The sequence below is a fragment of the Streptomyces sp. NPDC085460 genome, assembly GCF_044541975.1.
Lineage (GTDB): Bacteria > Actinomycetota > Actinomycetes > Streptomycetales > Streptomycetaceae > Streptomyces.
Genome location: NZ_JBITTO010000008.1, coordinates 165501 through 186009, shown reverse-complemented (window position 1 = coordinate 186009; position 20509 = coordinate 165501). Strand labels below are relative to the sequence as shown.

The 20509-nt window shown below is 74.4% G+C and carries 17 protein-coding genes and 1 pseudogene; 11 read left to right on the top strand and 7 right to left on the bottom strand.

What is annotated here, in order from left to right:
• Nucleotides 1-25 precede the first annotated feature (25 nt).
• Nucleotides 26-811, top strand: a complete 786-nt coding sequence (locus ACIGHB_RS22070; RefSeq protein WP_360307610.1) for a TSUP family transporter — start codon at nt 26-28, stop codon at nt 809-811.
• A 6-nt stretch (nt 812-817) separates the two neighbouring features.
• On the opposite strand, the gene ACIGHB_RS22065 is transcribed toward ACIGHB_RS22070, so the two are convergent.
• The 4 genes from ACIGHB_RS22065 to ACIGHB_RS22050 form a co-directional block, all read right to left on the bottom strand.
• Entirely contained in the window at nt 818-1438 is a 621-nt protein-coding gene (locus tag ACIGHB_RS22065; RefSeq protein WP_360307613.1) for a class F sortase, read from the bottom strand.
• Nucleotides 1439-1523: 85 nt separating this feature from the next.
• Entirely contained in the window at nt 1524-2063 is a 540-nt protein-coding gene (locus ACIGHB_RS22060) for a hypothetical protein (RefSeq protein WP_399915279.1), read from the bottom strand.
• Between the two features lie 243 nt (nt 2064-2306).
• The gene (locus ACIGHB_RS22055; RefSeq protein WP_399915277.1) at nt 2307-3116 is read right to left on the bottom strand and encodes a sporulation protein; all 810 of its coding nucleotides are present in this window, start codon (nt 3114-3116) and stop codon (nt 2307-2309) included.
• Nucleotides 3117-3143: 27 nt separating this feature from the next.
• Nucleotides 3144-3944: an aminotransferase class IV gene (locus ACIGHB_RS22050; protein ID WP_399915275.1), complete on the bottom strand. Its 801-nt coding sequence runs from the start codon at nt 3942-3944 to the stop codon at nt 3144-3146.
• Nucleotides 3945-4119: 175 nt separating this feature from the next.
• Between ACIGHB_RS22050 and ACIGHB_RS22045 the strand changes: the two genes are divergently transcribed.
• Genes ACIGHB_RS22045 through cutA form a run of 4 tightly spaced genes read left to right on the top strand, consistent with a single transcriptional unit; the run spans nt 4120 to nt 9145 of the window.
• Nucleotides 4120-4755 (top strand): NADPH-dependent FMN reductase, encoded by a 636-nt coding sequence (locus ACIGHB_RS22045; RefSeq protein ID WP_399915273.1) that lies wholly within the window; start codon nt 4120-4122, stop codon nt 4753-4755.
• A gap of 12 nt (nt 4756-4767) precedes the next feature.
• Complete coding sequence (locus ACIGHB_RS22040; RefSeq protein WP_399915643.1) at nt 4768-6507, top strand: ABC transporter ATP-binding protein; 1740 nt, start codon at nt 4768-4770, stop codon at nt 6505-6507.
• The gene (locus tag ACIGHB_RS22035) at nt 6504-8429 is read left to right on the top strand and encodes an ABC transporter ATP-binding protein (RefSeq protein WP_399915271.1); all 1926 of its coding nucleotides are present in this window, start codon (nt 6504-6506) and stop codon (nt 8427-8429) included. The genes ACIGHB_RS22040 and ACIGHB_RS22035 overlap by 4 nt, the downstream gene beginning before the upstream one ends.
• Nucleotides 8426-9145, top strand: coding sequence for a divalent cation tolerance protein CutA (cutA, locus tag ACIGHB_RS22030; protein ID WP_360307628.1), 720 nt, complete (start codon nt 8426-8428; stop codon nt 9143-9145). The genes ACIGHB_RS22035 and cutA overlap by 4 nt, the downstream gene beginning before the upstream one ends.
• Before the next feature lie 4 nt (nt 9146-9149).
• On the opposite strand, the gene ACIGHB_RS22025 is transcribed toward cutA, so the two are convergent.
• The 3 genes from ACIGHB_RS22025 to ACIGHB_RS22015 all read right to left on the bottom strand — a co-directional run bounded on the left by ACIGHB_RS22025 (nt 9150) and on the right by ACIGHB_RS22015 (nt 12767).
• The gene (locus ACIGHB_RS22025; protein ID WP_399915269.1) at nt 9150-11252 is read right to left on the bottom strand and encodes a molybdopterin oxidoreductase family protein; all 2103 of its coding nucleotides are present in this window, start codon (nt 11250-11252) and stop codon (nt 9150-9152) included.
• Nucleotides 11253-11325: 73 nt separating this feature from the next.
• Entirely contained in the window at nt 11326-12003 is a 678-nt protein-coding gene (locus ACIGHB_RS22020; protein ID WP_360307634.1) for an ElyC/SanA/YdcF family protein, read from the bottom strand.
• 38 nt (nt 12004-12041) lie between these two features.
• Nucleotides 12042-12767, bottom strand: a complete 726-nt coding sequence (locus ACIGHB_RS22015; RefSeq protein WP_360307637.1) for an aquaporin — start codon at nt 12765-12767, stop codon at nt 12042-12044.
• 75 nt (nt 12768-12842) lie between these two features.
• Between ACIGHB_RS22015 and ACIGHB_RS22010 the strand changes: the two genes are divergently transcribed.
• The 6 genes and pseudogenes from ACIGHB_RS22010 to ACIGHB_RS21985 form a co-directional block, all read left to right on the top strand.
• Nucleotides 12843-13541: a hypothetical protein gene (locus ACIGHB_RS22010; protein WP_399915266.1), complete on the top strand. Its 699-nt coding sequence runs from the start codon at nt 12843-12845 to the stop codon at nt 13539-13541.
• A 248-nt stretch (nt 13542-13789) separates the two neighbouring features.
• Nucleotides 13790-14578: a sirohydrochlorin chelatase gene (locus tag ACIGHB_RS22005; RefSeq protein WP_399915264.1), complete on the top strand. Its 789-nt coding sequence runs from the start codon at nt 13790-13792 to the stop codon at nt 14576-14578.
• A gap of 35 nt (nt 14579-14613) precedes the next feature.
• Nucleotides 14614-15915 carry a deoxyguanosinetriphosphate triphosphohydrolase gene (locus tag ACIGHB_RS22000; protein WP_399915262.1) on the top strand — a complete coding sequence of 434 codons (1302 nt, stop codon included), beginning with the start codon at nt 14614-14616 and terminating at the stop codon, nt 15913-15915.
• A 128-nt stretch (nt 15916-16043) separates the two neighbouring features.
• Nucleotides 16044-17303: an FAD-dependent oxidoreductase gene (locus ACIGHB_RS21995; protein WP_360307649.1), complete on the top strand. Its 1260-nt coding sequence runs from the start codon at nt 16044-16046 to the stop codon at nt 17301-17303.
• A gap of 29 nt (nt 17304-17332) precedes the next feature.
• On the top strand, nt 17333-19246 hold the full coding sequence (gene dnaG, locus ACIGHB_RS21990) for a DNA primase (protein WP_360307652.1): 1914 nt from the start codon (nt 17333-17335) through the stop codon (nt 19244-19246).
• Nucleotides 19247-19367: 121 nt separating this feature from the next.
• Nucleotides 19368-20378: pseudogene (locus tag ACIGHB_RS21985) on the top strand (RNA polymerase sigma factor); the annotation flags it as partial.
• Between the last annotated feature and the right edge of the window lie 131 nt (nt 20379-20509).

Here is a 20509-nt window from a genome sequence, read left to right as displayed (position 1 = left end):
CGATCCCGTCCCTAGGCTCCCTGCCATGCCTGAGATCACCCTGACCACCCTCGTCCTGCTGTGTCTGGCCGCGCTCGCCGCCGGCTGGATCGACGCGGTGGTCGGAGGCGGGGGACTGCTGCTCCTGCCGGCGCTGCTGATCGGGGTGCCGGGCGCCCCGAACGGCTATGTCCTCGGCACCAACAAGGCGGTCGCGATCGTCGGCACGACGGGCGCGGCCGTCACGTACGCCCGCAGGACGAAGGTGCCCGTGCGGACGGCGGTACGGGTCGGTCTCGCGGCCCTCGCGGGCTCGTCGGTCGGCGCGCTCTTCGCGACGATGATCGACCAGGAGGTCCTGCGCCCGCTCATCATGGTGGTGCTCGTCGCCGTGGCGGCCTTCGTCATCCTCCGGCCGACCTTCGGGACGCGGCCCGAAGGCGTGGACCCGGCCCGGATCACCCGGGCCCGGATCGTCACGGCGATCGTGGTGGTCGGCGGCGGCATCGGCTTCTACGACGGGCTGTTCGGGCCCGGCACCGGCACCTTCCTGGTGCTCGCCCTGACCGCCGTCCTCCACCTCGACCTGGTGACGGCCTCCGCCACCGCCAAGATCGTCAACGTCTGCACCAACGCGGGCGCCCTCGCCATGTTCGCCTACCAGGGCACCGTCTACTGGCAGCTGGCCGCCCTGATGGCCGCCTTCAACCTGACCGGCGGGATGGTCGGCGCCCGGATGGCCCTGAGCAAGGGCTCGGGGTTCGTCCGGGGGGTGCTGCTCGTCGTGGTCCTCGGCATGGTCGCGAAGCTCGGCTGGGACCAGTGGGCGTGAGCGGGCTCAGCGCACCCCGATGAGGTGCCCGAAGGCGACCACGTTGCCCTGGTAGCCGCCGCTCTTCTCGGAGAAGCCGCCGCCGCAGGTGATCACCCGCAGCTCGGCCCGGTCGGTGGCGCCGTACACCTTCTCGTCGGGGAAGGCGTCGTTGTCGTAGACCTCGACGGCGTCGACGGTGAAGACGGCGGTCCTGCCGTCCTCGCGGTCGATCTCGATCCGGTGGCCCTTCTTTAGGGCGCCCAGCGTGTAGAAGACGGCCGGGCCGCCGGCGTTGTCGACGTGGCCGGCGACGATCGAGGTGCCCTTGGCGCCGGGCGTGACGCCGTCCGCGTACCAGCCGGCGAGGTTGCGGTCCTCGGCCGGCGGCACCTCCAGGGAGCCGTTCGGGGCGAGGCCGAGCCGGGTCATCGGGGCGTCCACGTCCGTCTCCGGGATGCGCAGCCGCACCGGCGGGGACGACGGCAGCGGGTCGGCGGCGGCGTCGGTGTGCACGCTGGGCCCGGCGGCGAACGCCTGGGCGGCGGACGGGACGGGCGGGGTGACGTCCTGCGCGCCGTTCTGGACGAGCCAGATGCCGACGCAGGCGGCCACCGCTATGCCCCAGCCCTTGCTCCTGTTGCTCACGTCGGTTCCTCGGGATCGGGGGGAAGGCCCCGCCCCCGGCCGGCCGTGTGCGGGAGCCGGGCGGGGGCGGGGCGGGGCGGTGTGTTCAGTGGCCCTGGGCGCCGCTCGCCCGGCGCCGCATGAGCCACACACCGCCGACGGCAGCCGCGGCCAGCACCGCCGCGCCCGCCGTGATCTGGGCGGTGTCGGGGCCGACGCTGCCGCCGACACCGGTCTTGACGTGACCGCTGGGCTCGCGGTGCTTCACGGTCAGCTCGCCCCGGGCGGTCCGGCCGTTGTCGCAGGCGACCGAGATCCAGTGGGTGCCGGCCTCGGCGTGCTGGGGCAGGGTGAACTGCCCGACCACGACCTCCTTGTGCGTGCTGGGGCTGAGCCGGAACTCGCCGGCGCCGACCGAGTTCGCGTCGCCGACGCCGTGGCCGTTCTTGCCGCAGGCGAGGGTGTTCACGGTGACGGTGGTGCCGGGAGAGGCGGAGGACGGGTAGATCTCCAGGGTGTGGGGCCGGTTGCTGTTGCCCTCGTAGGAGTTGTCCTCGTTGTTCGCGTACGCCGACGGCGCGGCGAACGCGCCGAGCGCGACGACCGTCAGCGCGGTTCCGGTGAGCAGGCGGGCAGTGGGGCGCATGGTGGGGTCCTCCGGGGCGCGCGGTCGTTCGGTCTTCCGTACGACCGAGGTAACGGCCCCGGCGCGCCCCCCGCCTGCTGATGGGGCATCAGGATTGCGCCGTCCGATACGGCGCGTCGACTGGAATCCGGACGTTTCCGCAGCTCACAGCGGGTGTGGGCCCGTTCCCTCACGCACCGTGCCGAACGGGTGAGCGGGCCCGCGGGGACCCCCGTGGCGGCGGGCCGCCCCGCGAGGCGCGGCTCAGTCCTCGTCGTCCCGCTCGCCCGTGCCGCGCTCCACCGCGGCGAGGTCCGCCAGCCACTGCCGGGCGTCGGCGCCGAAGTCGCGGCTCCCGACCTCGTGGTGCGCGGCCACGAACCGCAGCGTCTTCGGCGTGTCGTTCCAGTAGCCGCCGGAGCCCTGCCGGAACCGGCGCAGGAAGATCTCGCAGCCGACCGCGTTGGTGTGGAAGGTCAGCTCCACCCGCGGCGGCCGACCTTCGCCGCCCCGCTCGTCGACGAGCCGGAAGCCCTGCCACAGGTAGAGGTGGTACTCGGCGGGGGTGATCGCGTTCTCGTGCACCCGGGAGCTCTCGAAGGCGTACCCCTCGGCCGCGAAGGCGTCGAGCACCGCCTCGTGCAGCGGCAGCGTCTCCACCCGGACCGGGTCCAGGTCGGTGGCCGCCTTGACGCCGACCGCCTCGACCTCGGTCCGCACGCCGATGGAGACGCCGAGCCGCTCGCCCCGCGTCTCGTTCGGCGGGGTCTCCCACTTCAGGCGCTCGGAGAAGGGGATGCGCTTCTCCTCGCCCTTCTTCAGCTCGAACCAGCCGCTCGCGCTCGGGTAGCCGATGGTCTTGCCGTCGTCCTCGCCGTCGCCGTCGCCCTTGTGCGTGAGGGAGGCGTTGACGACCAGCCGCATGCCTATCGACTCGATCTTCAGGTCGCGCTCGGGCGCGCGGACCACGACCTCGCCGTACAGCTGCCCGCCCGGCCGGACCGGCTCGTCGCGGACGATCGTGTCGATCTCCAGCGGGATCCCGCCGTTGCCGAAAAGTCTCTTGAACACCATGATCGCAGGCTAGCCGCCGGATCCGGCCTAGTCTCCGGCTCCGGGGGCGATCTCCTCGGCCGGGGCGTCCGCGTACGCGCCGAGGACCCGTTCCATCAGGTCCTCGTCCACCGCGTACGTGACCCCGTCGACGCCCGTCACCGGTGCGATCGTGCGCGAGTTGGCGGTGAACGCGGCCCGGAAGTCCGGAAGTTCGGACAGCGTGACCGCGCGGTGGACCGACGGCAGCCGGGGCGCGAGCAGGGCCATGGTGATCCCGGTGAGGTGCGGGGCGGTCGGCCACACCAGCGACGTCCCGTCCCAGAAGGCGATGTTGGAGACCGCGCCCTCGGCGACCTCGCCGGCCGGGGAGGTCAGCAGGGCCCCGTCGAAGCCGGCCCGGCGCGCCGCGTCGCCGTGGTAGCCCTGCGCGAAACCGCCCAGGTGCTTGAGGTGCGCCGCCGGGCGCAGGTAGTCGACGGACCGCAGCCGCTCGGGCGCGCCGAGGCCGTCGGGCGCGGCCTCCCGGACGGTGACGACCACCAGGAACCCGGGCCCGTCCTCGTACACGTACACCCGCGCCGAGGAGTCCCGCCGCCCCGACGCCCGGACGGCCCGCCCGAGCAGCTCCCGGACCCGCCCGCCGGGCAGCGGCTCGCCGAACAGCTCGCGGGTGGCCCGGTCGAGGCGGTCGAGGTGCAGCCCGAGGCCCTTCACCCGCCCGTCCCGCACCTGCATCGCGGTGAAGTGCCCGTACCCGCCGAGCACGGCGGCGAGGACCCCGGGATCGGCGGCCGGAACCCCGTCGATCTCGATGTGCGCGGGGGCGGGGGAGGGGGAGGTCGTCATGGCCTCACGGTAGCCGCGCGCCGCTCCGGGGCCGTTCCGGGCCGTTCCGGGGCCGCTCGGGGGCCTTCGAGGGGCGTCCCGGGGCCGCTCCAGGGCCGCTCCGGGCGCGCTCCCGGAACGCCCGCGAAAATCCCCGCTTGACCTCAACCAAACTTCAGGTACCACGATCCTCGACATGGACATCACGAACTCCTCCGCCCAGGCCGACGCCGCCACCGCCACCGCCGCCGCCACCGCCCCCCTCACCCTCGCGCTCGTCATCGCCAGCGACCGCGAAGGCCGCTTCGCCCCCGTCATCGCCGACTGGTTCCGCACCCGCGTCGCCGAGCGCGCCGACTTCACCCTCACCGTCGTCGACCTCGCCGAGACGAAGCTCCCCACCTCCCTCTCCTACGACCCCGACCCCGCCGTCCGCGCCGAACTCGCCCGCGTCACCCCCGTCCTGGAGACCGCCGACGCCTACGTCGTCCTCACCCCCGAGTACAACCACTCCTTCCCCGCCGCCCTGAAGAACCTCATCGACCGCCACTACACCGAGTGGCGCGCCAAGCCCGTCGGCTTCGTCTCCTACGGCGGCATCTCCGGCGGCATCCGCGCCGTCGAGCAACTCCGCCAGATCTACGCCGAGATGCACGCCGTCACCGTCCGCGACGGCGTCGTCCTGCCCAACGCGCACGGCCAGTTCGACGAGGACGGGAACTTCAAGGACCCGACCGGACCGGAGAGCGGCGCCAAGCTCATGCTCGACCAGCTCGCCTGGTGGGGACGCGCCCTGAAGGAAGCCAAGTCCGTCCGCCCGTACGCCGCCTGAGAGGCCGTCATGATCCTGCTCAGACTCCTCGCCGGGCGGCTGCGCCCGCACCGCGCCCGCCTCACGTTACTCGTCCTCCTCCAGCTCCTCCAGAGCCTCGCCTCCCTCACCCTGCCCGCCCTCAACGCCGGCGTCATCGACGAGGGCGTCCTGCGCGGCGACACCGGCCGCGTCCTGTCCGGCGGCGCCGTCATGGCGGGTGTCACCCTCCTCCAGGCCGCCGCGGCCGCCGCCGTCACCTTCACCGCCGCCCGGATCGCCCTGGCCGTCGCCCGGGACCTGCGCTCCGAGGTCTTCCGCCGGATCCAGGAGTTCTCCGCCCTGGAACGCGGCCGCTTCGGCACCGCCTCCCTCATCACCCGCGCCACCAACGACGTCCAGCAGGTGCAGACCTTCGCCGTCCTCGTCCTCACCATGCTGGTCGCCGCCCCGCTGCTGTGCGTCGGCGGACTCGCGATGGCCCTGCGCCAGGACGTGCCGCTCGCCCTCGTCCTGCTGCTCTTCATTCCCGTGATGACCCTCGCCGTCGGCGCCGTCGTGCTCCGCATGCGGCCCCTCTTCCAGGGCATGCAGACCCACCTCGACCGCGTCACCCGCGTCCTGCGCGAGCAGATCACCGGCGTCCGGGTCGTCCGCGCCTTCGTCCGCGACGGCCACGAGCGCACCCGCTTCGCCGCCGCCAACGGGGCCCTCCTCGACACCGGCCTGCGGGCCGGCCGGCTCCAGGCCGTCATGTTCCCGGTCGTCCTGCTGGTCTGGGAGGCCACCACCATCGTCCTCATCTGGGCCGGCGCCCACCGGATCGACTCCGGCGCCGTCCAGGCCGGCACCCTCGTCGCCTTCCTCGGCTACCTCCTCCAGACCGCCATGTCCGTGATGATGGCGCTGTTCCTCCTCATGCACCTGCCCCGGGCCGAGGCCGGCGCCGTCCGCGTCCGCGAACTCCTCGACACCGCCCCCTCCCTCACCCCGCCCGCCGAGCCCGTCCGCGCCCTCCCCGGCGGCGGCTCCGGCCGGCTCGCCCTGGAGGACGTCACCTTCCGCTACCCCGGCGCCGAGGAACCCGTCCTCAGCGGCGTCTCCCTGCACGCCGCCCCCGGCGAGACCACCGCGATCATCGGCTCCACCGGCAGCGGCAAGTCCACCCTCCTCGGCCTGGTGCCCAGGCTCCTCGACCCCACCGCCGGACGGGTCCTCCTCGACGGCACCGACGTCCGCGCCCTCGACCCCGGACTCACCGCCGCCACCGTCGGACTCGTCCCCCAGAAGCCGTACCTCTTCGCCGGCACCGTCGCCTCCAACCTGCGGTACGGGAAGCCCGACGCCACCGACGAGGAGCTGTGGCACGCCCTGGAGACCGCGCAGGCCGCCGACTTCGTCCGGGAGCTCGGCGAAGGACTCGACGCGCCCGTCACCCAGGGCGGCGCCAACCTCTCCGGCGGCCAGCGGCAGCGCCTCGCCATCGCCCGCGTCCTCGTCGCCCGCCCCCGCCTCTACCTCTTCGACGACTCCTTCTCCGCCCTCGACAACGCCACCGACGCCCGGCTGCGCGCCGCCCTGCGCCGCGAGACCGCCGACGCCGCCGTCCTCCTCGTCGCCCAGCGGGTCTCCACCATCCGCCACGCCGACCGGATCGTCGTCCTCGACCGGGGCCGCGCCGTCGCCACCGGCACCCACGAGGAACTCCTGGCGACCGACCCCACCTACCGGGAGATCGTCCGCTCCCAGCCCACCGAGGAGGCCGCCGCGTGAGCACCGCGACCCCACCCCGCCCCACCACGAGCACCGCCCCCACCCAGCCCACCGCGCCCACCAAGCCCGCCGCCCCCACCGCGCCCGCCCGCCGCGGCCCCGCCCCCCAGCCGGGCGGCGGCCCCGGCGCCCCCGGCACCCCCTCCCTGGAACGCTCCCTCCACTTCCGCGCCTCCACCGCCCGCCTGCTGCGCACCCTCGCCCCCGACCGGGCCCGGCTCGCCGCCGCCCTCGCCACCGGCGCCGCCGCCGTCGGCCTCACCGTCCTCGTACCGCTCCTCCTCGGCCGCGCCACCGACCTCGTCCTCACCGGCGCCGCCGGACCGCACGGCGTCGACTTCACCGCCGTCGCCCGGCAGCTCGCCCTCGCCGGCACCGCCGTCGCCGGCGCGTCCCTGCTCACCTGGGTCCAGCAGCGGCTCGTCACCGACGTCGTCCAGCGGGCCGGCCACCGGCTGCGCGAGAGCGCCCAGCACAAGCTGGCCCGGCTGCCCCTCGGCTACCTCGACGGACAACCGCGCGGCGAGGTCCTCTCCCGCGCCACCAACGACGTCGACAACGTCACCCAGACCCTCCAGCAGGCGCTCAGCCAGATGATGCGGGCCGTGCTCACCCTCCTCGGGGTGCTCGCGATGATGCTCTGGATCTCCCCGGTGCTCGCCCTCGTCGCCCTCGGCACCGTCCCCGTCTCGCTCGGCCTCGCCGCCCTCGTCGCCCGCCGCGCCCAGCCCCAGTTCGTCAAGCAGTGGGCGGTCACCGGCAAGCTCGGCGGCCACACCGAGGAGACCATCACCGGCCACACCGAGGTCGTCGCCTTCGGCCGCCGCGAGGAGGCCGTCCGCCGCTTCGACGAGCTCGGCGAGGAGCTGTACCGGGCGGGGCTGCGCGCCCAGGTCGTCTCCGGCCTCGTCCAGCCCGCCGTCACCCTCGTCGGCAACCTCACCTACGTCCTCATCGCCGTCCTCGGCGGCCTGAAGGTGGCGAGCGGCACCCTCACCGTCGGTGACGTGCAGGCGTTCGTCCAGTACTCCTACGAGTTCAACGGCCCGGTCAACCAGGTCGCCGCCATGGCCGGCCTCCTCCAGTCCGGGATCGCCTCCGCCGAGCGGGTCTTCGACCTCCTCGACGCCGAGGAGGAGCGCCCCGACCCGGCCACCCCCGAGAAGCCCGCCGAGCGGCGCGGCCGGGTCGTCTTCGACCGCGTCTCCTTCCGCTACGAGCCCGGCCGGCCGCTCGTCGAGGACCTCTCCCTCACCGTGGAACCCGGCCGCACGGTCGCCCTCGTCGGCTCCACGGGCGCCGGCAAGACCACCCTGGTCAACCTGCTGCTCCGGTTCCACGAGCCCACCGGCGGCCGGATCCTCCTCGACGGCGTCGACACCGCCCGGATGGACCGGGAGGAGCTGCGCTCCGGCATCGGCATGGTCCTCCAGGACACCTGGCTCTTCGGCGGCACCATCGCCGACAACATCGCCTACGGGGTCCCCGGGGAGGTCTCCCGCGAGCGGATCACCGCCGCCGCCGAGGCCGTCCACGCCGACCGGTTCATCCGCACCCTGCCCGACGGCTACGACACCGTCCTCGACGAGGACGGCGGCGGCCTCAGCGCCGGCGAGCGGCAGCTCGTCACCCTGGCCCGCGCCTTCCTCTCCGAGCCGGTCGTCCTCGTCCTCGACGAGGCCACCAGCTCCGTCGACACCCGCACCGAACTCCACGTCCAGCGGGCCATGTCCGCCCTGCGGGCCGGCCGCACCAGCTTCGTCGTCGCCCACCGGCTCTCCACGATCCGGGACGCCGACACCATCGTCGTCATGGACGGCGGCTCCATCGCCGAGCAGGGCACCCACGAGGAACTCCTCGCCGCCGGAGGGGCGTACGCCCGGCTGCACGCGGCCCAGTTCGCCCGTACGGTGGAGGAGTGATCGTCACCGTCCGCACCACCACCGACGCCCGCGCCAAGGCCGACGCCCTGGCGCGCGGCGCCGTCGAGGCCCGGCTCGCCGCGTGCGCCCAGATCTCGGGGCCCGTCACCTCCGTCTACCACTGGCGGGGCGCGATCGAGACGACCGAGGAGTGGGAGGTGGTCCTCAAGACCACCGAGGCCCGCTACCCGGCCCTGGAGGCGCACCTCACCGCCGCCCACGACTACGAGACGCCGGAGATCCTCGCCACCCGGGTGACCCGGGTGTCCGAGCGGTACGCCCGCTGGGTCGAGGAGGAGACGGCGGGCGGCCCGGAGGCGGAGGACCTGGCCAGGGACGAGCTGCCGTTCTTCGTGTACGGGACGCTCCGCCCGGGCGGCTACAACCACGACCGCTTCCTGGCCGGCCGGATCGGCACGGAGGCGGCCGCCGTGCTGCCCGGCGCGGTCCTGCACGACGGGCCCGGCTACCCGTACGTCGTCCCGCAGGCCGGCGGCCGGGTGATCGGCTCGCTCCTCATGCCCTCGCCCGGCGACTACGGCGCCCTGTTCGGCCTGCTCGACCGGCTCGAACTGCCCGTCGGGTACGAGCGGACCGCCATGGACGTCGTCCGGACGGAGGACGGGGCGCAGGTGTCCGCCTGGGTGTTCGTGGCGGCTCCGGACGCGCCCCTCGGCCCGGTCATCGAGAGCGGCGACTGGTTCGACCGGCCGTAGCCGGTCAGCCGGCGGCCCGCTCCAGACGGACCGCGCACACCTTGAACTCGGGCATCCGGGAGACCGGGTCGAGCGCCGGGTTCACCAGGGCGTTCGCCCTGCCCTCCCCGTACCAGTGGAAGGGCATGAAGACGGTGTCCGGGCGGATCGCGCCGGTGATCCGGGCCGGCGCCACCGCCCGCCCGCGCCGCGACACCACCGTCACCGGCTCGCCCTCCGCGACCCCGAGCCGCTCCGCGAGCCGCGGGTGCAGCTCCACGAAGGGGCCGGGCGCGGCGGCGTTCAGCTCGGGCACCCGCCGGGTCTGCGCCCCGGACTGGTACTGGGAGACCACCCGGCCGGTGGTGAGCACCACCGGGTACTCGGCGTCGGTCTCCTCCGCGGCCGGCCGGTGCGTCACCGGCACGAAGCGGGCCCGCCCGTCGGGGGTCGCGAACCGGTCGAGGAAGAGCCGGGGGGTGCCCGTGTGGTCGTCCTCGCCGGGCGCGGTCTCGGGGCAGGGCCAGAAGACGCCCCGCTCCTCCTCGATCCGCCGGTAGCTGATGCCGGAGTAGTCGGCGGGGCCGCCCGCGGAGGCGCGGCGCAGCTCGTCGAAGACCTCCTCGGGGTCGGTGGGGAAGCCCTTCTCCCAGCCGAGGAGCGCGGCGAGCGCGTGCATCACCTCCAGGTCGGTGCGGACCCCGGGCGGCGGGGTGAGGGCGCGCCGGCGCAGCAGCACCCGCCCCTCCAGGTTGGTCATGGTGCCGGTCTCCTCGGCCCACTGGGTCACCGGCAGGACGACGTCGGCGAGGGCGGCGGTCTCGGAGAGGACGACGTCGGCGACGGCGAGGAAGTCGAGCGAGCGGAGCCGGTCCTCGACGTGGGCGGCGTGCGGCGCGGAGACGACCGGGTTGGAGCCCATGAGGAGCAGCGCCTTCACGTCGCCGCCGAGCGCGTCGAGGAGCTCGTACGCGCTCCGCCCGGGTCCGGGCAGGGTCTCGGGGGCGACGCCCCACACGCCGGCGACGTGGGCGCGGGCCGCGGGGTCGTCCAGTTTGCGGTAGCCGGGCAGCTGGTCGGCCTTCTGGCCGTGCTCGCGGCCGCCCTGGCCGTTGCCCTGGCCGGTGAGGCAGCCGTAGCCGGAGAGCGGCCGGCCGGCCCGTCCGGTGGCGAGGCAGAGGTTGATCCAGGCGCCGACGGTGTCGGTGCCCTTGGACTGCTGCTCGGGGCCGCGGGCGGTGAGCACCATGGCGTTCTCGGCGTCGCAGAACAGCGCGACGGCCTCGCGGAGGGCGGGCACGGGGACGCCGGTGATCCGCTCGACGTGCTCGGGCCAGTGGGCCATGGCGCCGGCCCGGGCGCCCTCCCAGCCGGAGGTGCGCTCCGCGACGAACTCCTCGTCGACGCGGCCCTCGGCGACGACGAGGTGGAGCAGGCCGAGGGCGAGCGCCAGGTCGGTGCCGGGGCGGGGGGCGAGGTGGAGGTCGGCGTGCTCGGCGGTGCGGGTGCGCCGGGGGTCGACGACGATCAGCTTGCCGCCGTTCTCCCTCAGCTCGGTGAGGTAGCGCAGGGCGGGGGGCATGGTCTCGGCCAGGTTGGAGCCGACGAGGACCACGCAGCCGGTCCTCGGGATGTCCTCCAGCGGGAAGGGCAGGCCCCGGTCGAGGCCGAAGGCCCGCTGGTGGGCGGCGGCGGCCGAGGACATGCAGAAGCGCCCGTTGTAGTCGATCTGGGAGGTGGCGAGGACGAGCCGGGCGAACTTGCCGAGCGTGTACGCCTTCTCGTTGGTGAGCCCGCCGCCGCCGAAGACCCCCACGGCGTCGGGGCCGTGGCCGGCGCGGGTCCGGCGCAGGCCCTCGGCGACGGCGGAGAGGGCCTCCTCCCAGGAGGCGGGTTCGAGCGCCCCGGTGTCAGGGCTGCGGACCAGGGGCTCGGTGAGCCTGACCCGGGAGGAGAGTACGGAGGGGGCGGTGCGGCCCTTGCCGCACAGGGCGCCCCGGTTGACGGGGAAGTCGGTCCGCTCGACCACCTCGGCGGGCAGCTCCGCCGTACCGGTCGGGCGGAGCCTCATGCCGCACTGCAGGGCGCAGTAGGGGCAGTGGGTGGGGACCGCGGTGGCGTCGGACATGCCGTCAAGGGTGCGTCGGGCGTGTTACGGGCGGCGGCGTTCCGTATTACGGGCGCGGTGCTCTCCGCTCAGGTCACGGCGTGATGCGGGGTGAGGCGAGCGCCTCGGTGACGCCGGGCTCGCGCGGGCCGAGGAAGCGCGGGTCGGGGCGGACGGCCGCGTCGAGGGCGGCCTTCCCGGCGGCGAAGAGCTCCCGGGTCGTGCCGTAGTACCAGGTGGCGTCGTGCGGTTCGGCGACCCCGACGCCGTACGAGGCCACCCCGGCCCGCTCGCAGAGGGCGACGGCCCGCTTGATGTGGAAGTCCTGGGTGACGAGGACGGCCCGCTCGACGCCGAAGACCTTCCGGGCGCGGACGCAGCTGTCCCAGGTGTCGAAGCCGGCGTGGTCGCTGACGACCTTCTCGTCCGGGACGCCCCGGGCCGCCAGGTAGGCGCGCATGGCGCCGGGCTCGTCGTACTCGGTCCTGCTGTTGTCGCCGGTGACGAGGAGGACCTTCACCTTGCCGGTGCGGTACAGCTCGGCGGCGGTGTCGAGCCGGTGGGCGAGGTACGGCGTCGGGCGCCCCTTCCACAGGCCGGCGCCGAAGACGACGGCGACGTCCCGGGCCGGTACGTCCGCGGTCGTCCGCAGCCTGCCCGCGGCGGCGGTGTGCATCCAGGTCGCGGGGAGGAGGGCGAGGACCGCCGCCGCCATCACGGCCTGGACGGCCCGGCGGCGGGCCCGGACGGTGCGGGGGAACCGGACCTGCATCTGCTGTGCCTCCAGGGGGCGGGGACGGGGACGGTCTGTCACCCCGTCCGACGCGCTGTCGCCCCCTTCGGTTCGGCCGCCGCCCGATCCGTGCCGTACAGCACACTCGCCAGGCCCATGCCGAGCAGCATCCCGAGGAGCTGGGCGGCGGCGTAGGCGGGCACGGAGGCGGGGGCGATGCCGGTGAACGAGTCGGTGAGGGAGCGGCCGACGGTGGCCGCCGGGTTGGCGAAGGAGCCGGAGGAGGTGAACCAGATCGCCGCGCCGATGTAGCCGGCGACGGCGACCGGGGCGAGCTGGGGGCGGCCGATGTGGCGCAGGCCCTGGACGACGAGGACGAGCCCGGCGGTGGCGACCGCCTCGCCGAGCAGCAGGTGGAGCGCGGCGCGCGGTTCGGTGGACCAGGAGCCGGGCGCGCGGCCGAACATCGCCTCGGCGAGCAGCGCGCCGGTGACGGCGCCGGCGACCTGGGCGGCGACATAGGCCAGGACCTCGCGGCCGCCGTGCGGTTCGCGGCGGCGCGACCACCACTCGGAGAGGGTGACGACGGGGTTGAAGTGGGCGCCGGAGAGCGGTCCGAGGAGCGCGATCAGCAGCCCGAGGCCGAGGGCGGAGGCGGTGGCGTTGGCGAGCAGCCGGACCCCGATGTCCTGGCTGAGGGAGTCGGCGCGGATGCCGGAGCCGACGATCACGGCGACGAGGGCGGCGGTGCCGGTGAACTCGGCGGCGACGCGCCGGGGGAGCGACGCGGGGGACATTCTCATAGTGGAAAAGATATTCCGTGATTCGGAATGAAAAAAGGGGGGAGGAGAGGGGTGCGCCTTCCGTACGATCCGGCGGTGATCAACGACGAGCTGCTGACCGCCGCGGTGCGGAACAACGCCGCCTGGTGCGCGGGCATGTGCCGCGCCCACGGCCTCACCACGGCCACCGGACCCCGCGCCTGGTCCAGTCCCCGCCGCACCCCGCTCTACTACCCCGACGCCGTCTCCCTCACGGCGGACGCGACCGCCGCCGACGTCGTCACGGTCATCGACCTGACCGCGCCCGGCGCCTCCGTCAAGGACTCGTACGCCCGCCTCGACCTCGCCCCCGAGGGCTTCCGGAAGCTCTTCGACGCCACCTGGATCGGCCGCCCGGCCGGACCCGCGGCCGACCCCGGCCCCGCCTGGACCCGCGCCGACACCCCCGAGGCCCTCGCCGCCTGGGCGCACGCCTGGAGCGGCGGCGACGCCGACGAGGCGGCGCTCTTCCGCCCGGCCCTCCTGGACGACCCGGCCGTCACCCTCCTCACCGTCCCCGGCCCCGGCGGGCGGATCCTCGGCGGAGCCGTCCTCTCCACCGGTGCCGGGGCCACCGGCGTCTCCAACCTCTTCGCCGCCGACGGCACCGACCCGGCCGCCGTCTGGGCCGCCGCCCTCGCCGCGGCCGACCCCGCCCTCCCCGTCGTCGGCTACGAGTCCGGCGACGACCTGACCGCCGCTCTCGCCGCCGGTCTCACGGAGCTCGGCCCCCTCCGCGTCTGGCTCGCCCCCTGACACCCCCCGCCACGCGCGCGTGAGGCCCGGGAAACAACCGGGGGCCGTCATGGACGTCAGCCGTGACCGGCACGCAACGGGCAGGCAACGTGCCGGGGTCAGGATCGGTCCATGACGGAGCCGGACAGCATGTTCGCGGACGCCGGCGCCCTGCTGGGGCGGATCGCGCGGCAGCTCGGACTCCAGCTCCGCCAGGTGCGTCCGTTCGACGCCCCGGCGGGGAAGCCCGAGCAGGAGGTACGCCGCCCATGCAGTCGTTCACGCAGCTCCCCGGTCACCGCCCCGCCCCCGCCCTCGTGGCCGTCGGGCACGGCAGCCGCGACCCCCGCGCGCGTGCCACCCTCGCCCGGCTCCTCGACCGCGTCCGCGAGCTCCGCCCCCGCCTCGACGTCCGCCTCGCCCACATCGAGCTGAACGCGCCGCTCCTCGACGACACCCTCACGGCGCTCGCCGCCGAGGGCCGCGAGGCCGTCCTCGTACCGCTCCTCCTGGCCCCCGGGTACCACGTCACCCACGACCTGCCTGCCGCCCTCGCCGCCGTCCCCGGCCTGCGCGCCCGCGCCGCCGCGCCGCTCGGCCCGCACCCCCTCCTCGTCGAGGCCCTCGCCGACCGGCTCGCCGAGGCCGGCTGGACCCCCGGCGACTCCGCCTCCGCCGCCACCGGAGTCGTCCTCGCCTCCGCCGGCTCCCGCGACCCCCGCTCCGCCGCCACCCTCCGCCGGATCGGCGCCGCCCTCGGCGACCGCCTTGGCGGGGTGCCCGTCGTCGCCGCCTACGCCTCCGCCGCCGCCCCCACCGTCCCCGAGGCCGTCGCCGCCCTCACCGCCCGCGGCCGCCACCGGGTCGCCGTCGCCTCCTGCTTCACCGCCCCCGGCCTCTTCGCCGCCCGCGCCGCCGCCCACGCCCCCTGGATCGCCGCCGACCCGCTCGGCGCCCACCCGGCCCTCGCCCGCCTCGTCCTGCATCGCTACGACGGTGCCGCCCGGGCCCGCACCGGCAGCCCCGCCACCCCCGCGCGGGAACTCGCGGCCATCTGAACCCTTTTGTCGGTCCCTCCGGTTACCGTCGAGGCATGGCAGGCTACGACGGAACCAGCGAGACCCCCGGGTACGACCCGACCGCCACCGAGCGCTGGGCGGCCGAGCCCGACAAGCGCCCCGGCCGGACGGCCTTCCAGCGCGACCGCGCCCGCGTGCTGCACTCCGCCGCCCTGCGCCGGCTCGCCGGGAAGACCCAGGTCGTCACCCCGGGCACCCGGGGGCACGCCTGGGACGCCAGCCCCCGCACCCGGCTCACCCACTCCCTGGAATGCGCCCAGGTCGGCCGCGAGCTCGGCGCCGCCCTCGGCTGCGACCCCGACCTGGTCGAAGCCGCCTGCCTCTCCCACGACATGGGCCACCCGCCCTTCGGGCACAACGGCGAGCAGGCGCTCAACGACGTCGCCAAGGACTGCGGCGGCTTCGAGGGGAACGCCCAGTCGCTCCGCCTCCTCACCCGCATCGAGCCCAAGCGCTTCGTCACCGGCCCCGACGGAGAACCGGTCAGCGTCGGCCTCAACCTCACCCGCGCCGCCCTCGACGCCGCCACCAAGTACCCCTGGCCGCGCGGCGGCCACCCCAGCGACCCCGGCTCGCCCAAGTTCGGCGTGTACGAGGACGACCTGCCCGTCTTCGCGTGGATCCGGCGCGGCGCCCCCGAGCAGCGCAAGTGCTTCGAGGCCAAGGTCATGGACTGGTCCGACGACGTCGCCTACTCCGTCCACGACTTCGAGGACGGCCTGCACGCCGGCCACATCGACCCCAACCTCCTCTACGCCGAGCCCGAGCGCGCCGACGTCTTCGCCGTCGCCATCGGCCGCTACGTCCCCGAGGACACCGACCCCGCCGAACTCGCCGAAGCCCTCGACCGGCTCGTCGACCAGGAGTGGTGGCCGCACGGCTACGACGGCTCCGCCACCGCCCAGGCCCGCCTCAAGGACGCCACCAGCCAGCTCATCGGCCGCTTCTGCCTCGCCGCCGAGGGCGCCACCCGCCAGGCGTACGGCACCGGCCGCCTCACCCGCTACGGCGCCGAACTCGTCGTCCCCCGCGCCACCCGCAACGAGTGCGCCGTCCTCAAGGCCGTCGCCGACCGGTACGTCATGCAGCGCGCCGAACAGGAGGCGCTCCGCGCCGACCAGCGGATCGTCGTCGCCGAACTCGCCGAGGCGCTCGTCGCCCGCGCCCCCGACGGACTCGAACCGCAGTTCCGCGCCCTCTTCGCCGCCGCGCCCGACGACCGTTCCCGCAAGCGGGTGATCGTCGACCAGATCGCCTCTCTCACCGACGCCTCCGCCCGCGCCCTCCACAGCGACCTCCGCACCCCGCGAACGTAGGGATCGCGGGCCCTCTTTCGCCTTCCGGCGCCGTGCGGGACCCTCGCATGCACGTCCAGGGGCGGTGCCGCCCGGGCCCGGCCCGGAGGCGTAGCGTAGAGAACCGGTCGCAACGAGGAGGAATCAACGTGGTCGACGCAGATCAGACCTTTGTCATCGTCGGCGGGGGCCTGGCCGGCGCCAAGGCGGCGGAGACGCTCCGCGCGGAGGGCTTCAACGGCCGGGTGATCCTCATCGGCGACGAGCGCGACCACCCCTACGAACGCCCCCCGCTCTCCAAGGGCTACCTCCTCGGCAAGAAGGACCGGGACTCCACCCTCGTCCACGAACCCGCCTGGTACGCCGCCCACGACGTGGAGCTCCACCTCGGCCAGACCGTCACCGCCGTCGACCGGGACGCCCGCACCGTCCGCCTCGGCGACGGCACCGTCATCCGCTACGACAAGCTGCTCCTGGCCACCGGCTCCGAGCCCCGCCGCCTCGACATCCCCGGCACCGGCCTCGCCGGCGTCCACCACCTGCGCCGGCTCTCCCACTCCGAGCGGCTCCGCGACGAGCTCAAGGCCCTCGGCCGGGACAACGGCCACCTGGTGATCGCCGGCGCCGGCTGGATCGGCCTGGAGGTCGCCGCCGCCGCCCGCACCTACGGCGCCGAGGTCACCGTCGTCGAGGCCGACCCCACCCCGCTCCACCGCGTCCTCGGCCCCGAGCTCGGCCAGCTCTTCGCCGACCTCCACACCGGGCACGGCGTCCGCTTCCACTTCGGCGCCCGCATCACCGAGATCACCGGCCAGGACGGCATGGTCCTCGCCGTCCGCACCGACGACGGCGAGGAGCACCCCGCCCACGCCGTCCTCGTCGCCATCGGCGCCGCCCCCCGCGCCGTCCTCGCCGAGAACGCCGGCCTCGCCCTCGTCGACCGCGCCGACGGCGGCGGCATCGCCGTCGACGCCTCGCTGCGCACCTCCGACCCCGACATCTACGCCGCCGGCGACGTCGCCGCCTTCGAGCACCCCGCCCTCCACCACCGCATCCGCGTCGAGCACTGGGCCAACGCCCTCAACGGCGGCCCCGCCGCCGCCCGCGCCATGCTCGGCCAGGACGTCTCCTACGACCGGGTCCCGTACTTCTTCACCGACCAGTACGACCTCGGCATGGAGTACTCCGGCTGGGCCCCGCCCGGCTCGTACGACCAGGTCGTGGTCCGCGGCGACACCGGCAAGCGCGAGTTCATCGCCTTCTGGCTGCACGAGGGCCGGGTGATCGCCGGCATGAACGTGAACGTGTGGGACGTCACAGACCCGATCCAGAAGCTCATCCGCTCCCGCGCCACCGTGGACCCGGACGCCCTCGGCGACCCGGCCGTGGCCCTGGAGAGCCTGCTCTGAACCGTTCGAACGAGCCGTAGACTCTACGCGTGGCAGGCAGGATCAACGATGACGACGTGAAGGCGGTCCGGGACGCGGTCCCGATCGACTCCGTGGTGTCCGAGTACCTCCAGCTCCGCAACGCCGGCGGCGGGAACCTCAAGGGTCTCTGCCCCTTCCACGACGAGAAGTCGCCCTCCTTCCAGGTCAGCCCCAGCAAGGGACTCTTCCACTGCTTCGGCTGCCAGGAGGGCGGCGACACCATCGCCTTCGTGATGAAGATCGACCACCTCTCCTTCTCGGAGACGGTCGAGCGCCTCGCCGCCAAGGCGGGCATCACCCTCCGCTACGAGGAGGGCGGCTACAACCCCGGCCACCAGCGCGGCGAGCGCATCCGCCTGATCGAGGCCCACAAGATCGCCGCCGAGTACTACGCCGGCCAACTCGCCTCCCCCGAGGCCGAGATCGGCCGCGCGTTCCTCGCCGAGCGCGGCTTCGACCAGGCCGCCGCCGAGCACTTCGGCGTCGGCTACTCCCCGGCCGGCTGGGACCACCTCACCCGCTTCCTCCGCGGCAAGGGCTTCTCCGACAGGGAACTGATCGTCTCCGGCCTCTCCCAGGAAGGCCGCCGCGGCCCCATCGACCGCTTCCGCGGCCGCCTCATGTGGCCCATCAGGGACGTCGGCGGCGAGATCGTCGGCTTCGGCGCCCGCCGCCTGCGCGAGGACGACAACGGCCCCAAGTACCTCAACACCCCCGAGACCCCGGTCTACAAGAAGTCCCAGGTCCTCTACGGCATCGACCTCGCCAAGAAGGAGATCGCCAAGACCAGCCGGGCCGTCGTCGTCGAGGGCTACACCGACGTCATGGCCTGCCACCTGGCCGGCGTCACCACCGCCATCGCCACCTGCGGCACCGCCTTCGGCGGCGAGCACATCAAGATCCTCCGCCGGCTCCTCATGGACAACGGCTCCGCCCGCGTGATCTTCACCTTCGACGGCGACGCGGCCGGCCAGAAGGCCGCCCTGCGCGCCTTCGAGGACGACCAGAAGTTCGCCGCCGAGACGTACATCGCCATCGCCCCCGACGGCATGGACCCCTGCGAACTGCGCCTCGCCAAGGGCGACGACGCCGTCGCCGACCTCGTCGAGCCCCGCACCCCCCTCTTCGAGTTCGCCCTCCGCCAGATCGTCAACCGGTACGACCTCGACACCCCGGCGGGCCGGGCCGCCGCCCTCGACGAGGCCGCCCCCGTCGTCGCCAAGATCAAGAACGTGGCCTCGCAGCACGAGGTCGCCGTCCAGCTCGCCGGCCTCGTCGGCATCCTCGACACCCAGTTCGTCGTCCGCCGGGTCGCCCAGATCGCCCGCTGGCAGCGCGGCGGCGGCAAGGAGCAGGGCGGCGGCCCGCAGCGCGGCGGGCGCGGCGACGGCCGGCAGCAGCGCTCGTACGACGACGTCCAGGCGCCCAGCGGCCCCGCCGGACCCGCGCTCAACCTGCGCAGCCCCGCCCACCGCACCGAGCGCGAACTCCTCAAGCTCGCCCTCCAGTACCCGGCCCTCGTCTCCCCGGCCTTCGACGCCTACGGCATCGACGAGTTCACCGCCCCGCCCTACGCCGCCGTCCGCCAGTGCGTCCAGGACGCCGGCGGCGCCGACGGGGCCCCCGCCGACTACCTCGACGCCGTTCGCGAGGCCGCGCCGAACGACACGGTCCGCGCCCTCGTCACCGAACTCGCCGTCGAGACGATCTTCGCCAAGACCATCGACGAGGTGTACGCGGGCGCCCAGCTCGTCCAGGTCCGCCTCCGCGCCGTCGACCGGCGCATCCGCGACGTCCAGGGCAGCCTCGCCCGCCTCGGCGCCCACGGCGACGCCGAGCGGCTCGCCGCCGTCCAGAACGAGCTCTGGGTCCTCACCCAGTACGGGCAGTCCCTCCGCAACCACGGCGCGGCCGCCCTGTAACAGCACGGTCGGTCACCGCGCGGAACCAAAAAGTCACCGCACGCCCCTCGTGGCGGCGATGTGTCGTACCCCACACTGGGCGGGGTGACGGTGCCGTTCCGCCCCCTCCTGGAGGTCGCCCGCCGTGCAGACCGAGATCCAGACCACCGAACCGGACGAACTGCCCCCGCTCCACGAGGTCCCCGCCCAGCGGCGCCGCACCGGTGATCCGGGAGGCAACGGCCCCTCCGCCGACCTCTTCCGCCAGTACCTCCGCGAGATCGGCCGCATCCCCCTCCTCAGCGCGGCGGAGGAGGTCGAACTGGCCCGCCGCGTCGAGGCCGGCCTCTTCGCCGAGGAGAAACTGGCCCTCACCCCCGACCTCGACTCGCAGCTCGCGTACGACCTCGACCGGCTCGTCGTCCTCGGCCGGATCGCCAAGCGCAGGCTCATCGAGGCCAACCTCCGCCTCGTCGTCTCCGTCGCCAAGCGGTACGTCGGCCGCGGCCTGACCATGCTCGACCTCGTCCAGGAGGGCAACCTCGGCCTCATCAGGGCCGTCGAGAAGTTCGACTATGCCCGCGGCTACAAGTTCTCCACCTACGCCACCTGGTGGATCCGCCAGGCGATGTCCCGGGCCCTCGCCGACCAGGCCCGGACCATCCGCGTCCCCGTCCACGTCGTCGAACTGATCAACCGGGTCATCCGGGTCCAGCGCCACATGCTCCAGGAACGCGGCTACGAGCCCACCCCCGAGGAGGTCGCCGCCCACCTCGACCTCACCCCCGAACGGGTCGTCGAGGTCCTGCGGCTCGCCCAGGAGCCCGTCTCGCTGCACACCCCCGTCGGCGAGGAGGAGGACGTCGACCTCGGCGACCTCATCGAGGACGGCGACGCCGCCTCGCCCGTCGAGTCCGCCGCCTTCCTCCTGCTCCGCCGCCACCTGGAGGACGTCCTCTCCACCCTCGGCGAGCGCGAGCGCAAGGTCGTCCAGCTCCGCTACGGCCTCGACGACGGCCGCCCCCGCACCCTGGAGGAGATAGGGCAGCTCTTCGGCGTCACCCGCGAACGCATCCGCCAGATCGAGTCCAAGACCCTCGGCAAACTTCGCGACCACACCTACGCCGACCAGCTGCGCGGCTACCTGGACTAGGGCCTGTCCGGCGGATCATGGCCGCCGGACAGGCCCTAGTCCACCTCCCTGACGGTCAGGGTCCACCGGCCGTCCGCGCTGAACAGCAGCACCTGCGGCCCCTGCGGGACCGGCACCGTACGCACCCAGGA

Coding starts and splice junctions, on each gene's coding strand:
- ACIGHB_RS22015 (WP_360307637.1), bottom strand. CDS start 12,767: ATGAGAATGTCCCCCGCGTCGCTCCCCCGGCGCGTCGCCGCCGAGTTC.
- ACIGHB_RS22055 (WP_399915277.1), bottom strand. CDS start 3,116: ATGGTGTTCAAGAGACTTTTCGGCAACGGCGGGATCCCGCTGGAGATC.
- ACIGHB_RS22070 (WP_360307610.1), top strand. CDS start 26: ATGCCTGAGATCACCCTGACCACCCTCGTCCTGCTGTGTCTGGCCGCG.
- ACIGHB_RS22060 (WP_399915279.1), bottom strand. CDS start 2,063: ATGCGCCCCACTGCCCGCCTGCTCACCGGAACCGCGCTGACGGTCGTC.
- ACIGHB_RS22005 (WP_399915264.1), top strand. CDS start 13,790: ATGCAGTCGTTCACGCAGCTCCCCGGTCACCGCCCCGCCCCCGCCCTC.
- ACIGHB_RS22050 (WP_399915275.1), bottom strand. CDS start 3,944: ATGACGACCTCCCCCTCCCCCGCCCCCGCGCACATCGAGATCGACGGG.
- ACIGHB_RS22000 (WP_399915262.1), top strand. CDS start 14,614: ATGGCAGGCTACGACGGAACCAGCGAGACCCCCGGGTACGACCCGACC.
- ACIGHB_RS22025 (WP_399915269.1), bottom strand. CDS start 11,252: ATGTCCGACGCCACCGCGGTCCCCACCCACTGCCCCTACTGCGCCCTG.
- ACIGHB_RS22045 (WP_399915273.1), top strand. CDS start 4,120: ATGGACATCACGAACTCCTCCGCCCAGGCCGACGCCGCCACCGCCACC.
- ACIGHB_RS22020 (WP_360307634.1), bottom strand. CDS start 12,003: ATGCAGGTCCGGTTCCCCCGCACCGTCCGGGCCCGCCGCCGGGCCGTC.